Annotated in this window: 1 protein-coding gene and 1 CRISPR repeat array (both running past the window's edge); the gene reads left to right on the top strand. The window is 75.8% G+C overall.

Features of this window, described 5'->3' with window-relative positions:
• Positions 1–15,214 carry the 3' portion of a type I polyketide synthase gene (locus LPU61_RS05495; RefSeq protein ID WP_229404315.1) on the top strand. It extends 14,837 nt beyond the left edge of the window, so the window shows 15,214 of its 30,051 coding nt (coding positions 14,838–30,051); its start codon lies beyond the left edge, outside the window; the stop codon is at positions 15,212–15,214.
• A gap of 310 nt (positions 15,215–15,524) precedes the next feature.
• A CRISPR array of direct repeats spans positions 15,525–16,338; the repeat unit is 28 nt; unit sequence CTGTTCCCCGCGCACGCGGGGGTGATCC; it runs 71 nt beyond the window's last position.

Below are 16,338 nucleotides of genomic sequence, written 5' to 3' on the forward strand. Positions count from 1 at the left end.
GCGGGCGGGTCTGACGCCGATGAGCGCGGCCACGGGTCTGGAACTGTTCGACGCGGCCCTCGCGGCGGGACGGCCCGCCCTGGTGCCGGCCGTGCTCGACGTACCGGCCATGCGGGCCGCCCTCGGCGCGGGCGGCCCGGTCCCGGCGATGCTGCGCGCCCTCGTCGGCACGACGACCACCCGCCGGCAGGCCGGCCAGGGCGGTGGAGACTGGGCCGACCAGCTCGCAAACCTGGACCCCGACGAGGCCCGCGCCCAGATCGACGTGCTGGTGCGGGGCCTGGTGGCGCAGGTGTTGGGGCATGGTGGTGCGGAGGCGGTGCCGGCGGATCGGGCGTTCCGGGAGTTGGGGTTCGACTCGTTGACGGCGGTGGACCTGCGTAACCGGGTCAACGCGGCCACGGGGCTGCGGCTCGGCTCGACGCTGGTGTTCGACTACCCGACCCCCGCCGTGCTCGCCGAGCACCTCTACGAGCAGGTCTCCGGCCAGCTCACCGCCCGCCGGTCGGTGACCCGCGCCGTCGCCGGCACCGACGAGCCGATCGCGATCGTGGGCATGGCCTGCCGTTATCCGGGTGGGGTGGCCAGCCCCGACGACCTGTGGGCGCTGCTGGCGTCCGGTGGGGACGGGATCTCCGAGTTCCCCGCCGACCGGGGCTGGGACCTCGACACCCTGTTCGACCCCGACCCGGACCGTAGCGGCACCTCGTACACCCGGCACGGGGGTTTCCTCGCCGGGGCGGCCGACTTCGACCCCGCCTTCTTCGGCATTTCGCCGCGTGAGGCGATCGCGATGGATCCGCAGCAGCGGTTGCTGCTGGAGGCGTCGTGGGAGACGTTCGAGTCCGCCGGGGTCGACCCGACGGGGGTGCGGGGCAGCCGCACCGGCGTCTTCGCCGGCGTCATGTACCACGACTACGCCTCCCGGCTGGCCGACCTGCCGCCGGACACCGAGGGCTACGTGGGTACGGGCACGTCGGGCAGTGTGCTGTCGGGGCGGGTGGCGTACACGTTCGGCCTGGAGGGGCCGGCGGTGACCGTGGACACGGCGTGCTCGTCGTCCCTCGTCGCGTTGCACCTGGCGGCGCAGGCGTTGCGGTCGGGGGAGTGCGATCTGGCGCTCGCGGGTGGCGTGACGGTGATGGCGACGCCGGGGACGTTCGTGGAGTTCTCGCGGCAGCGGGGGTTGTCGGCCGACGGGCGGTGCAAGTCGTTTGCGGCGTCGGCGGACGGGACGGGCTGGTCCGAGGGTGTGGGCATGCTGCTGGTGCAGCGGCTCTCCGACGCGCGGCGCGACGGCCGGCGGATCCTCGCCGTCGTGCGGGGCACGGCCGTCAACCAGGACGGGGCGTCGAACGGCCTGACCGCCCCGAATGGTCCCTCGCAGCAGCGGGTGATCCGGCAGGCCCTGGCGAACGCGCGGCTGACAGCCGCCGACGTGGACGCCGTCGAGGCGCACGGCACCGGCACCACCCTCGGTGACCCGATCGAGGCGCAGGCGTTGTTGGCCACGTACGGGCAGGACCGGCCCGGCGACCGGCCGCTGTTGCTCGGGTCGATCAAGTCGAACATCGGGCACACTCAGGCTGCGGCCGGTGTGGCGGGTGTGATCAAGATGATCATGGCGATGCGGCACGGGGTGGTGCCGGCATCGTTGCATGTGGACGAGCCGTCGCCGCACGTCGACTGGGCTGCGGGGGCGGTCGCCCTGGCGACCGAGGCGACGCCGTGGCCGGCCGTGGACCGGCCGCGTCGGGCGGCGGTGTCGTCGTTCGGTATCTCCGGCACGAACGCGCACGTGATCATCGAGCAGCCTCCGGTGGAGGTCGTCGAGGGTGTGGTGGTGGAGCGGGTGACGCCGCCGGTGGTGCCGGTGGTGTTGTCGGCTCGCACGGGTGCCGCCCTCGCGGGTCAGGCGGGTCGGTGGGCACGCTGGTTGGCGGGTGACGGGTCGCTTGCCGCGCTGGACGTGGCGTGGTCGTCGGTGACGACGCGTCCCGCCCTGGAGCAGCGGGCCGTCGCCCTGGTCGCCGACCGGGACGGCCTGCTCGCCGCGCTACGGGCCCTGGCCGAGGGTGAGCCGTCCGGGGCCGTGGTCGTGGGCGCCCCGGAGCAGCGCGGACACCTGGCGCTGCTGTTCTCCGGTCAGGGCGCGCAGCGCGCCGGGATGGGTCGGGAGTTGTACGCGGCGTTCCCGGTGTTCGCATCGGCGTTGGACGAGGTGTGTGGTCACCTGGATCCGCTGCTGCCGCAACCGCTGCGGCCGGTGCTGTTCGCCGATGAGGGTTCTGCCGACGCCGCTCTGTTGGACCAGACCATGTTCACGCAGGCGGGCCTGTTCGCCGTTGAGGTGGCCCTGTTCCGTCTGGTGGAGTCGTTCGGGGTGGTGCCGGACTTCGTCGGTGGCCACTCGGTCGGTGAGATCACGGCCGCGCATGTAGCCGGGGTGCTGTCGTTGGCCGATGCGTGCGCACTTGTCGCCGCTCGGGGTCGGCTGATGCAGGCGTTGCCGGCCGGCGGTGGGATGCTCGCGGTCAACGCGGCCGAGGCCGACGTGGCGGAGTCGATCACCGGTCGCGCCGACGTCGGGATCGCCGCCGTCAACGGCCCGTCGGCCGTGGTCGTGTCGGGTGCCGTCGAGGCCCTGGACGAACTTGAGCAGACCTGGCGCGACCGGGGTGTGCGCACTCGCCGGTTGACGGTGAGTCACGCGTTCCACAGTCCGCTCATGGAGCCGATGCTCGCCGAGTTCCGGGCCGTGTTGGAGACGCTCACCTTCGCCGCGCCGTTGCTGCCGGTCGTGTCGAACCTGACCGGGGCCCTCGCCACCGGCGACGACCTGCGCACCGTCGACTACTGGGTGCGGCACGTGCGGGAGGCCGTCCGGTTCGCCGACGGGGTCGCCGCGTTGCGGGCCGCCGGGGTGGGCACGTTCCTGGAGGTCGGGCCGCAGAGCGTGTTGACGGCCCTGGCCGCCGACGTGCTGCCCGGCGACGAGGGCGTGCTGACCGTCGCGGCCCAGCGCCGGGACCGGCCCGAGGCCACGGCGCTGCTGGCCGCCCTGGCCGAGCTGCACGTCAACGGGGTGCCGGTGACGTGGCGGCAGTGGTTCGCCGGCACGGGCGCGCGGCGGGTCGACCTGCCGACGTACGCGTTCCAGCACCAGCGGTACTGGCCGAACGCCGGCCGGCCCCGGATCGGCGACGTGTCGGGGGCCGGGCTGGGCGACGCGGGGCACCCGCTGCTCGGCGCGTCCGTCGACCTGGCCGGCAACGACGAGGTGGTGCTCACCGGCCGGCTGTCCCTCGCCGCGTACCCCTGGTTGGCGGATCACGCGGTCTCCGGCGCGACGCTCGTGCCGGGCACGGCGCTCGTGGAGCTGGCCGTCCGGGCCGGCGACGAGGCGGGTCTGCCCCGGCTCCGGGAGCTGACCATGGCCGCGCCGCTGGTCGTGCCCGACGCCGGGAGCGTGCGTATCCAGGTACGCGTCGACGGCCCCGCCGACGCGCCGGAGCGGCCGGTGACCATCTACTCCCGACGCGACGGTGATGCCGGATGGGTTCGGCACGCCGAGGGTGTGCTGGAGGGGGCGTCCGCTGAGGAGCCGGTGGTGGCGGTGTGGCCGCCGGTGGGTGTGTCGGAGGTGGATGCTTCGGGTTGGTATGCGGGCCTGGCGGGGCTGGGTCTGGCGTACGGGCCGGTGTTCCGCGGGCTATATCGGGTGTGGGCCGGTGACGGCGAGGTGTTCGCCGAGGTGGCTCTGCCCGATGAGGCGGGGAGCTCGGACGGGTTCGGGGTGCATCCGGCGTTGCTGGATGCGGCGTTGCATCCGATCGGATTGCTGCTTGGTGAAGAGGCGTCGGCGGCGCGGGTGCCGTTCGCGTTCTCGGGTGTGCAGGTGCACGCGTCGGGTGCGCGGGTGTTGCGGGTGCGGCTGACCCGGGTGGGTTCCGGGGTTCGTCTCGTCGCGGTGGACGAGTCGGGTGCGCCGGTGGTGTCGGTGGATTCGCTGACGCTGCGGGAGTTGACCGGCGTCGGCGCCAGTGGTGCGGCGTCGCGGTCGTTGTTCGAGGTGGTGTGGCAGGCCGCCGAGGTCGCCCCGGCCGCCGACCCCGCCGGCTGGGCGCTGCTCACCCCCGAGGACGCCACCGCGGCCGGGTTCCTCGGCGAGCCGACGGGCGGGGGCCGCTTGGCGGCGTACCCCGACGTGGCGGCCCTGCTGGCGGCGGTGGCCGCAGGGGCCGACGCCCCGCGCGCCCTCGTGCTGCCGGTCGCCGCCGCCCACGCGGCCCCCGAGGTGGTGCGGGCGGTGACGTCGGAGGCGTTGCGTGCGGTGCAGGCGTGGCTGGCCTCCGACGCGCTCGCCGACACGCGGCTGGTCGTCGTCACCCGGGGCGCGGTCGCGGCGCGTGACGGTGACCGGGTGACCGACCTGGCCGGCGCGGCCGTGTGGGGCCTGCTCCGCTCGGCGCAGTCGGAGCACCCCGGCCGCATCGTCCTCGCGGACCTCGACGCCGACGGCGACGGCGCAACCGAACTGCCGGCCGTGCTGGCCGGCGCCCTCGACGATGTCGTCGTCGGTGGTCAGGTGGCGGTGCGTTCGGGCGGGGTGTGGGTGCCGCGCCTGGTGCGCGCGTCGGTGCCTGACGTCCCGGCGGTTGCCCCGCTGGGCGACGGTGCGGTGCTGGTGACCGGTGGTACGGGCGCGTTGGGCGCTCTGGTCGCGGAGCATCTGGTGTCGGTGCACGGGGTGCGGTCGTTGGTGCTCGTGTCGCGTCGGGGTGCCGCCGCTGACGGCGCGGACGAGCTGACGGGGCGGTTGTCGGGTCTGGGCGCGTCGGTGGAGGTGGCGGCGTGTGACGTGACCGATGCCGAGGCCGTGCAGTCCCTCGTCGGGCGGCTCACCGCCGACGGCCGTCGCCTGGCCGGGGTGGTGCACACGGCGGGCGTCCTCGACGACGGGCTCGTCGAGGGGCTCACCGGGGAACGGCTGGCCGCCGTGCTCGCGCCGAAGGTCGACGCGGCGTGGCATCTGCACGAGGCGACGGCCGGTCTCGACCTGGATCTGTTCGTGGTGTTCTCGTCGATCGCGGGGGTCCTCGGTTCGCCGGGTCAGGGCGCGTATGCGGCGGGGAATGCGTTCCTGGATGGTCTTGCGGCGTTCCGGCGCCGGGCTGGTCTGCCGGCGGTGTCCCTGGCGTGGGGAATGTGGGACACCGAGGGGATGGCGGCGTCGATCGGTGACGCGGACCGGGCGCGTTCGGCGCGGGCGGGTCTGACGCCGATGAGCGCGGCCACCGGTTTGGAGTTGTTCGACGCGGCCCTGGCGGCGGGACGGCCTGCCCTGGTGCCGGCGACCATCGACGTGCCCGCCCTGCGGGCCGCCGCCTCCGGCGGCCTGGTGCCGCCCATGCTGCGCACCCTCGTCGGAGTCACCACCACCAGCCGCCGCCAGGCGGGGCAGGGCGGTGGCGGGGGGTGGGCCGAGCGGCTCGCCGCCCTCACCGAAGACGAAGGCCGGGCGCAACTCGTGCTCCTGGTCCGGGGCCTCGTCGCGCAGGTGTTGGGGCATGGTGGTGCGGAGGCGGTGCCGGCGGATCGGGCGTTCCGGGAGTTGGGTTTCGACTCGTTGACGGCGGTGGACCTGCGTAACCGGGTCAACGCGGCGACGGGGCTGCGCCTCGGCTCGACGCTGGTGTTCGACTACCCGACCCCCGCCGTGCTCGCCGAGCACCTGTGGTCCGAGCTGGCCGGCGTACGCCAGTCGGCGACCGACCTGGTCGCCAGCGCGACGAAGGACACCGACGAGCCGATCGCGATCGTCGGCATGGCCTGCCGCTACCCGGGCGGGGTCGCCAGCCCCGACGACCTGTGGGCGCTGCTGGCCGACGGCGGGGACGGGATCTCCGAGTTCCCCGCCGACCGGGGCTGGGACCTCGACGCACTGTTCGACCCGGACCCGAACAACAGCGGCACCTCCTACACCCGCAACGGCGGCTTCCTCTATGGAGCGGCGGAGTTCGACCCCGGGTTCTTCGGGATCTCGCCCCGCGAGGCCCTGGCCATGGATCCGCAGCAGCGGTTGCTGCTGGAGGCGTCGTGGGAGACGTTCGAGTCCGCCGGGGTCGACCCGGTCCGGCTGCGGGGCAGCCGCACCGGCGTCTTCGCGGGCGTGATGTACCACGACTGGGCGACGCGCCTCATGGACCTGCCCGCCGAGGTGGAGGGCTATGTGGGTACGGGCACGTCGGGCAGTGTGCTGTCGGGGCGGGTGGCGTACACGTTCGGCCTGGAGGGGCCGGCGGTGACCGTGGACACGGCGTGCTCGTCGTCCCTGGTCGCGTTGCACCTGGCGGCGCAGGCGCTGCGCTCCGGGGAGTGCGACCTGGCGCTCGCGGGTGGCGTGACCGTCATGGCCACCCCGGGCACGTTCATCGAGTTCTCTCGGCAGCGCGGGCTGTCGCAGGACGGGCGGTGCAAGTCGTTCGCCGCCGCCGCCGACGGGACGGGCTGGTCCGAGGGCGTCGGCATGCTGCTCGTCGAGCGGCTGTCGGACGCCCGCCGCAACGGCCACCGGGTCCTCGCCGTGGTGCGGGGGACGGCCGTCAACCAGGACGGGGCGTCGAACGGCCTGACGGCGCCGAATGGTCCGTCGCAGCAGCGGGTGATCCGGCAGGCCCTGGCGAATGCGCGGCTGACCCCGGCCGACGTGGACGCCGTCGAGGCGCACGGCACGGGCACGACGCTGGGTGACCCGATCGAGGCCCAGGCGCTGCTCGCCACCTACGGGCAGGACCGGGCGACCCCGCTGCTGCTGGGCTCGATCAAGTCGAACATCGGGCACACTCAGGCGGCGGCCGGTGCCGCCGGGATCATCAAGATGGTGCTCGCCATGCGGCACGGGGTGGTGCCGCCGACCCTGCACGTGGACGAGCCGTCGCCGCATGTCGACTGGACCACCGGGGCGGTTGCCCTGGCCACGGAGGCGACGCCGTGGCCGGTCGTCAACCGGCCGCGTCGGGCGGCGGTGTCGTCGTTCGGTATCTCCGGCACGAACGCGCATGTGATCATCGAGCAGCCTCCGGTGGAGGTTGTCGAGGGTGTGGTGGTGGAGCGGGTGACGCCGCCGGTGGTGCCGGTGGTGTTGTCGGCTCGCACGGGTGCCGCCCTCGCGGGGCAGGCGGGTCGGTGGGCCCGGTGGTTGGCGGGTGACGGGTCGCTTGCCGCGTTGGACGTGGCGTGGTCGTCGGTGACGACGCGTCCCGCCCTGGAGCGGCGGGCCGTCGCCCTGGTCGCCGACCGGGACGGCCTGCTCGCCGCGCTACGGGCGCTCGACGGCGGCGACCCCTCCGGGGCGATCGTCACCGGCACGGCCGCCGAACGCGGTCAGCTCGCGGTCCTCTTCTCCGGCCAGGGCGCGCAGCGTGCCGGCATGGGTCGGGAGTTGGCGGAGGCGTTCCCGGTGTTCGCGTCGGCGTTGGACGAGGTGTGCGCCCACCTGGATCCGTTGCTGCCGCAGCCGCTCAAGGATGTGCTGTTCGCGGCGGAGGGCTCCGCCGAGGCCGGTCTGTTGGATCAGACCGTCTTCACGCAGGCCGGGCTGTTCGCGGTCGAGGTGGCGCTGTTCCGGCTGGTGGAGTCGTTCGGGGTGGTGCCGGACTTCGTCGGTGGGCACTCGGTCGGTGAGATCACGGCCGCGCATGTGGCGGGGGTGTTGTCGCTGGCCGACGCCTGCCAGCTCGTGGCCGCGCGGGGTCGGTTGATGCAGGCGTTGCCGGCCGGCGGCGGGATGCTCGCGGTCAACGCGGCCGAGGCCGAGGTGGCGGAGTCGATCGCCGGTCGCGCCGATGTCGGGATCGCGGCGGTGAACGGCCCGTCGGCCGTGGTGGTCTCCGGTGCCGTCGAGGCCCTGGACGAACTTGAGCAGGTCTGGCGCGACCGGGGTGTGCGCACCCGCCGGTTGACTGTCAGTCACGCGTTCCACAGCCCGCTCATGGAGCCGATGCTCGCCGAGTTCCGGGCCGTCCTCGACGGGCTCGACTTCGCCGCGCCGCTGGTGCCGGTGGTGTCGAACCTGACCGGGGCGCTCGCCGACGCCGAGGAGATCCGCACCGCCGACTACTGGGTGCGGCACGTGCGGGAGGCCGTCCGGTTCGCCGACGGGGTCGCCGCCCTGCGCGCCGCCGGGGCGGACACGTTCCTGGAGGTGGGGCCGCAGAGCGTGTTGACTGCTCTGGCCGCCGACGCGCTGCCCGGCGACGAGGGCGTGCTGACCGTCGCCGCCCAGCGCCGGGACCGGCCCGAGGCGACCGCGCTGCTCGCCGCCCTGGCCGAGCTGCACGTCAACGGTGTGCCGGTGACGTGGCGGCAGTGGTTCGCCGGCACGGGCGCGTCCCGCATCGACCTGCCGACGTACGCGTTCCAGCACCAGCGGTTCTGGCCCGAGGCGCTGCCGCGCCCCCGCAAGGACACCGACGGCGGGGACGCCGAGTTCTGGGCCGCCGTCGAACGCGGCGACCTCACCGCCCTCGCCGCCCAGCTCGGCGACGACGCCGACCTGGACGCGCTCAGCTCGGCCCTGCCCGCGCTGTCGCACTGGCGGCAGGCGCGCACCCGCGACACCGCGCTCGACGGCTGGTCGTACCGCATCGGGTGGGAGCCCGTGCGGCCCGCGCCGGCCGCCGGGCTGACCGGCCGGTGGCTCGTCGTCACCGTCGGCGGCGGCACCGACGCGGGCGTCGCGAAAACGCTCACCGAGGCCGGCGCGACCGTCGACACGCTGACCGCCCCGCCGTCCCCCGACCGGGCGGAGCTGGGCGAGCGGCTGCGCCGCACCGGCGTCGACGGCTGGGCGGGCGTGCTGTGCGTGCTGCCCCGGCAGGACGCCGCACTCCCGGACGCGCCGGGCGTGCCGGCCGGCACGGCGGCGCTGCTCGCGCTCGTCCAGGCGCTGACCGACACGGGCCTGCCCGGCAGGGTGTGGGCGCTCAGCCGCGCCGCCATGCCGGTCACGGCCGGCGAGCGGGCCGCCGACGCCTGGGCGGCGCTCGCCTGGGGCCTCGGTCGCGCCGTCGCCCTGGAACAGCCCGACCGCTGGGGTGGGCTGGTCGACCTGCCCGCCCGCGCCGACCGCAGCACCCGCGCCGCGCTCGTCGCGGTGCTCGCCGACGGCACCTTGGACCAGGTGGCGATCCGCCGCAACGGCGTCTTCGGCCGGCGGCTGGTGCCCGCCGCGCCGCCGGTGGGGTCGGGGTGGCGTCCGTCGGGGACGGTGCTGGTCACCGGTGGTACGGGTGCGTTGGGTCGGCACACGGTGCGGTGGTTGCTGGCCAACGGGGCGGCCGAGGTGGTGCTCGCGTCCCGGCGTGGCGCGGACGCCCCCGGTGCCGCCGAGTTGATCGAGGAGCTGGCCGGGGCGGTGCGGGTCGTCGCCTGCGACGTCACCGACGCCGCCGCCGTCGACACCCTCGTCGCCGGGCTGCCCGCGCTCACCGCCGTCGTGCACACCGCAGGCGCGTCCGGCGGGACCGCGCCGGCACACGAGGTGACCGCCGCCGACCTGTCGGCGACCCTCGCCGGGAAGGTGCTCGGGGCCCTGCACCTGGACGCCGCCTGCCGCAGCCGGGACCTCGACGCGTTCGTCGTGTTCTCCTCCGTCGCCGGCGTCTGGGGCGGCGGCGGCCAGGCCGGCTACGCCGCCGGCAACGCCCTGCTCGACGCCCTCGTCGCCGCCCGCCGGGCCGAGGGGCTGCCCGCCACCGCCCTCGCCTACGGCCCGTGGGCGGCCGACGGCATGGCCGCCGGGGAGACCGCCGAGGGCCTGCGCCGCCGTGGGTTCACCCCCCTCGCGCCCGAGGCCGCCGTCGCGGCGCTGGGCCGCTGGGTCAACGCCCCCGAGCCCGCGCCGGTCGTGGCCGACGTGGACTGGTCCCGGTTCGTCGCCGCGTTCACCGCGGCCCGGCCGAGCCGCCTGTTCGACCGGGTCGCCCCGGCTCCCGCCCCCGAGGCGCAGCGGCCGGAGGCCGACGCCGCCACGAGCGGCCTGCGGGCGCGGCTGGCCGCGCTGCCGGCCACCGGCCAGGAGAACCTGCTGGTCGACCTGGTACGCGCCGAGGCGGCGGCGGTGCTCGGGCACGACTCCACCGACCAGGTGCCCGCCGGCCGGGCGTTCCGGGAACTCGGCTTCGACAGCCTCGCCGCCGTGCAACTGCGGGACCGGCTGGGCCGGGCCACCGGGCTGACCCTGCCGTCGACCGTCGTCTTCGACCATCCGTCGGCGACGGAGCTGGCCCGGTTCCTGCGTACCGAACTGGTGGCCGGCGCGGCCGACGCCGACCCGGCGGTCGGGGTGGTCGCGGCCCGGCCGGCGGCCGACGAACCCATCGCCATCGTCTCGATGGCCTGCCGCTTCCCCGGCGGGGTGTCGTCGCCGCAGGAGCTGTGGCGGCTGCTGCTCGACGGCGGCGACGCGATCGGGCCGATGCCCACCGACCGGGGCTGGGACCTCGCCGCCCTGTTCGACGCCGACCCGGACCGGGTGGGCACCAGCTACGCCCGCAGCGGCGGGTTCCTCGACGGCGTGGCCGACTTCGACGCCGCGTTCTTCGGCATCAACCCCCGCGAGGCCCTGGCCATGGACCCGCAGCAGCGGCTGCTGCTGCACACCACCTGGGAGACGTTCGAGCGGGCCGGCATCGACCCGCACCGGGTACGCGGCTCCGCCACCGGCGTCTTCATGGGCACCAACGGGCAGGACTACGCGACCCTGCTGCTGGGCGCCCGCTCCGAGGTGGAGGGCTACCAGGCCACCGGCAACGGCGCGTCCGTGGTGTCCGGCCGGCTGGCGTACTCGTTCGGGCTGCACGGGCCGGCGGTCACCGTCGACACGGCGTGCTCGTCGTCGCTGGTCGCGCTGCACCTGGCGGCGCAGGCGCTGCGCTCCGGCGAGTGCGACCTGGCCCTCGCGGGCGGCGTGACCGTCATGTCGACGCCGGGGGCGTTCCTGGAGTTCTCCCGGCAGCGCGGCCTCGCCGCCGACGGGCGGGTCAAGGCGTTCGGCGCGGACGCGGACGGCACCGGCTGGGGCGAGGGCGTCGGCGTCCTGCTCCTGCAACGGCTTTCCGACGCCCGCCGCGACGGCCGCCGGATCCTGGCCGTGGTGGCCGGTAGCGCCGTCAACCAGGACGGCGCGTCCAACGGGCTCACCGCCCCGAACGGGCCCGCGCAGCAGCGGGTGATCCGGCAGGCCCTCGCCAACGCCGGGCTCACCCCGGCGGACGTCGACGTCGTCGAGGCCCACGGCACCGGCACCACCCTCGGCGACCCGATCGAGGCGCAGGCGCTGACGGCCGCGTACGGGCCGGACCGGCCCGCCGACCGTCCCCTGTGGCTGGGCTCGGTGAAGTCGAACATCGGGCACACCCAGGCGGCGGCCGGCGCGGCCAGCCTGATCAAGATGGTGCTCGCGCTGCGGCACGGCACCCTGCCGGCGACCCTGCACGCCGACGAGCCGTCGCCGCACGTGGACTGGGCGGCGTCCCCGCTGGCGCTGCTCACCGAGGCCCGCCCGTGGGACGCCGACGGCCGCCCCCGCCGGGCCGGCGTGTCGTCGTTCGGTATCTCCGGCACCAACGCCCACGTGATCCTCGAACAGGCACCAGCGGAGGAGCCGGTCGACCCCGCTGGGTCCGTCGAGCCTGTCGGCCTCGCCGGGTCCGCCGGCCTTGGCGAGCGGTCGGCGGCGGGCGGCGCGGCGCTGCCCTGGCCGGTCTCCGCCGCCACGGCCGCCGGGCTGCGCGACCAGGCCGACCGGCTGGCCCGCCGGCTCGCCGGCCCGACGACCCCGGCCGGCCCCGACCCGGCAACCCCGGGCGACGGTACGGCCGACGCCGGCACGGTCGGTGCCGATGCGGCCGACGCCGGGGCGGTCGCCTGGGCGCTGGTCGAGGGCCGGGCGCACCTGACCCACCGGGCGACGGTCGTCGCCGCCGACCCGGAGACCCGGCTCGCGGCGCTGCGGGCCCTCGCCGCCGGCAGCACCCACCCCGCCCTCGTCGGGCCCGCCCCGACGGCGACGGGCGGCACCGCCGTCCTGTTCTCCGGCCAGGGCGCGCAGCGTGCCGGCATGGGCCGGGAGTTGTACGCGGCGTTCCCGGTGTTCGCCGCCGCGCTGGACGAGGTGTGCGCCCACCTGGATCCGCTGCTGCCGCAGCCGCTGCGGCCGGTGCTGTTCGCGGACGCGGGTTCCACCGAGGCCGACCTGCTGGACCAGACCGTCTTCACGCAGGCGGGCCTGTTCGCCGTCGAGGTGGCGTTGTTCCGCCTGGTGGAGTCGTTCGGGGTGGTGCCGGACTTCGTCGGCGGCCACTCGGTCGGTGAGATCACCGCCGCGCACGTGGCGGGGGTGTTGTCTCTGGCCGACGCGTGTGCCCTGGTGGCGGCGCGGGGTCGGTTGATGCAGGCGTTGCCGGCCGGGGGCGGGATGCTGGCGGTCAACGCGGCCGAGGCCGACGTGTTCGCCTCGATCGCCGGTCGCGCCGACGTCGGGATCGCCGCCGTCAACGGGCCCACGTCGGTGGTCGTCTCCGGTGCCGTCGCGGCCCTCGACGAGATCGAGCGGGCCTGGCGGGACCGGGGCATCCGGACGCGCCGGCTCACGGTCAGCCACGCGTTCCACAGCCCGCTGATGGAGCCGATGCTGGCCGAGTTCCGGGCCGTGTTGGAGACGCTCACCTTCGCCGCGCCGCTGGTGCCGGTGGTGTCGAACCTGACCGGGGCGCTCGCCGTAGGCGACGACCTGCGCACCGCCGACTACTGGGTGCGGCACGTCCGGGAGGCCGTCCGCTACGCCGACGGGATCGCCGCGCTGCGCGGGGCGGGCGTCGACACGTACCTCGAAATCGGCCCCGCCGCCGTGCTCACCGCGATGAACGCGGAGCTGCTGCCCGACGACGCCACCGCCGTGGCCGCCCTGCGGGCCGGCGTGCCGGAGCCGGCGGCGCTGCTCGCCGCCCTCGCCACCCGCTACGCGACCGGCCGGGACCTCGACTGGGCGGCGCTGCTCGCCTCGCTCGCCGGCCCCCGACCGGCCCCGCGCGACCTGCCGGAGCTGCCCACGTACGCGTTCCAGCCGCAGCGCTACTGGCCCACCCTGACCGCCGCGCCGGCCGGGGCGGACCGGGCCGATGCCGCGTTCTGGCGGGCGGTCACCGACGGCGACCTGGACCGGCTCGGCATCGACACCAGCCAGCCCCTGCGGGACCTCCTGCCGGAGCTGGAGTCGTGGCGACGCCGCCAGCACGAGGACGACACGATCGCCGGTTGGCGGTACCGGGTCACCTGGCGGCCCCAGCGGCTCACCGCCGGGGACCCGGGCACCTGGCTGGTCGTCGCGCCGCCCCGGGAGGCCGCTGACGCGGTCGCCGACGCGCTGCGCGCCGGCGGGGCGGCCGTGCACCTGCTCACCGTGGACCCGGCCACCGTCGACCGGGACGGCCTCGCCGCCGACCTGGCGCTGGCCTGCGCCACGCACCAGCCGACCGGGCTGCTGTCCCTGCTCGCCCTCGACGAGGCCCCGCACCCCGGTCAGGACGCCCTGCCCGCCGGCCTCGCGGCGAACCTGCTGCTGTTGCAGGCGCACACCGGCCTGCCGGCCGAGGTGCCGCTGCCGCTGTGGCTGGCCACCGCCGGGGCCGTCGCCACCGACGACGCGCCGGCCGCCCGGCCGTGGCAGGCCACCACCTGGGGCCTCGGCCTGGCCGCCGCCCTGGAACACCCCCGGCACGTCGGCGGCCTCGTCGACCTGCCCGGCACGGTCACCGCCGACCTCGCCGCCGGGCTGGTCGCCGCGCTCACCAACACCGAGGGGGAGGACCAGCTCGCTGTCCGTGCCCCGGGCGCGTACGCGCGGCGGTTGGTCCGGGCCACCGACCCGGCCGAGGGTACGGGCGGCGGCTGGACGCCGCACGGCACCGTCCTCGTCACCGGCGGGGCGGGCACCGTCGCCGGCCACGCCACGGCCTGGCTGGGCCGGCAGGGCGCGGCCGTGGTGCCGCTGGACCAGCCGGCCGGCGGGAAACTCACCGACCGGATGGAGCAGCTCGCCGCCGACGGGCGGCCGGTGACGGCGCTGCTGCACGTGCCCGCCGACACCGGCACCGTGCCGCTGGCGGAGCTGACCCTCGCCGGCCTCGCCGCCGACCTCGTCGCCACCGTCGGCGACATCCCCCGCTACGCCGACGAGCTGGAGGGCGCGGCCCTCGGCGCGCTGGTGCTCTGCTCCTCCACCTCCGGGGTGTGGGGCTCCGGCGGGCGGTCCGGCCAGGCGGCCGGCGACGCCCTGCTCCAGGTGCTCGCCGAGAACCGGCGGCGGGCCGGGCTGCCGGTGGCGTCGGTGGCGTTCGGCCCCTGGGCCGACGGGCTCGCCGACGCCGACCTCGACCAGCTCAGCCGGCGGGGCCTGCCCGGCATGGCCCCCGACCTGGCCACCGCCGCGCTGCGGCAGGCCGTCGCCGACGGCGCGCAGGTCGTGGTGGCCGACGTACGGTGGGACCGGTTCGTGCCGGCCATCGCCGCCGTGCGGGCCCGGCCGCTGTTCGGGGAGGTCCCCGAGGCCCGGGAGGCGCTGCGCGGCCTGCACAGCGCCGAACCGGCCGACGACGGGGCCGCCGACGCGCTGCGGGACCGGCTGCGCCCGCTCACCGACGCCGAACGCGACGCCGTGCTCGTCGACCTCGTCGCCGCCCAGGCGGCGGCGGTGCTCGGCCTGCCCGACGCCGGTGACCTCGGCCCGGGACGGGCGTTCCGGGAGGTCGGCTTCGACTCGATGACCGCCGTGGAGCTGCGCAACCGGCTCCGGGCGGCCACCGGGGCGACCCTGCCGGCCAGCGTCGTCTTCGACTACCCGACGCCGCTGGCCCTGGCCCGGCACCTGCGTACGCTCGTGGTGGCCGACGGGGCGACGGCCACCGAGGGGCTGCTGTCCGAGCTGGAGAAGCTGGACGGGCTGTTCGCCGCCAGCGCGCCCGACCAGCTCACCCGGCAGAAGCTGCTGGTGCAGATGCAGGCGTTCCTGGCCCGCTGGGGCGACGACCGGCCCGCGCCGGTCGACGCGCCGGTGGCACCGACGCTCGACGCGGCCAGCGATGCCGAGCTGTTCGACTTCATCCACCGGGAGCTGGGCGGCCCCGACGGCAACCTGGGTGGAGGCTTCTGACCGATTCGACCGCCTGGTGAGGCTTCCGTTGGCGGTCGTTGTGGAGAACGACAGATAGAAGCCAGGCCGCCCCTTGCCGGGTGGCCTGGGTTAGGGCTGCCTCCGGCGGGGGCCAACGACTCCAGGATGGAGTTGCCGAACGGTGGCAGTCGTGGGTGGTGGGGATGGTAGGAGCGGGGGCGAGTGCGCGCCAAGCGCGGCAAGTCAGCGGTACCTTGTCACCAGCAACCGGCGGACGGGTGGAGGGATCTTGGGCGGGCAAGTGAATGAAATCGGCGTTGTTGATCTTTAGCGGTGCAGGTCAGGAAGCCTGTTCCCCGCGCACGCGGGGGTGATCCGGTCCCGGGGGTCGGCTCGGTGCCCTCCGTGTGCTGTTCCCCGCGCACGCGGGGGTGATCCCGACGCGCCTTGCCCGGGCCCGTTCGACGTCAGCTGTTCCCCGCGCACGCGGGGGTGATCCGTGGCGCGGCGAGTACCTGCGCGCGGTCGCAGACTGTTCCCCGCGCACGCGGGGGTGATCCCAACCCTTGGGCCTGCTACAGCCCCAGGATGCGACCTGTTCCCCGCGCACGCGGGGGTGATCCCGCTCCAGTCTCGCCGGCGGCGAGGGACTGCGCCTGTTCCCCGCGCATGCGGGGGTGATCCCCCGCCCGGGCCGAGGACGGCCAGGTGCCACTCCTGTTCCCCGCGCACGCGGGGGTGATCCCGGCGTCCAGCGCGCGTGGTCGGCTGGCGTCGACTGTTCCCCGCGCACGCCGGGGGTGATCCCTCGTCGATCACGGTCACGTCGAGGTCGTCTTGCTGTTCTCCGCGCACGCGGGGGTGATCCCGTCCCCATGTCCCCGAATTCCGGCAACCCCTCCTGTTCCCCGCGCACGCGGGGGTGATCCGCAGATGTGGGGCGTGGTCGACCGGACCCGCTTCTGTTCCCCGCGCACGCGGGGGTGATCCGTGGGTCGCCCACTCCTCGGCCTCGGCGATCGCCTGTTCCCCGCGCACGCGGGGGTGATCCGGAGGTACGCCATGCCCCCGTTCGTCACCACCTCTGTTCCCCGCGCACGCGGGGGTGATCCCACCTCCAGCGCGGTCTGCGCCCGGTTGGTGCGCTGTTCCCCGCGCACGCG

This window comes from Micromonospora sp. NBRC 110038, from assembly GCF_020884815.1.
Classification (GTDB): domain Bacteria; phylum Actinomycetota; class Actinomycetes; order Mycobacteriales; family Micromonosporaceae; genus Micromonospora; species Micromonospora haikouensis.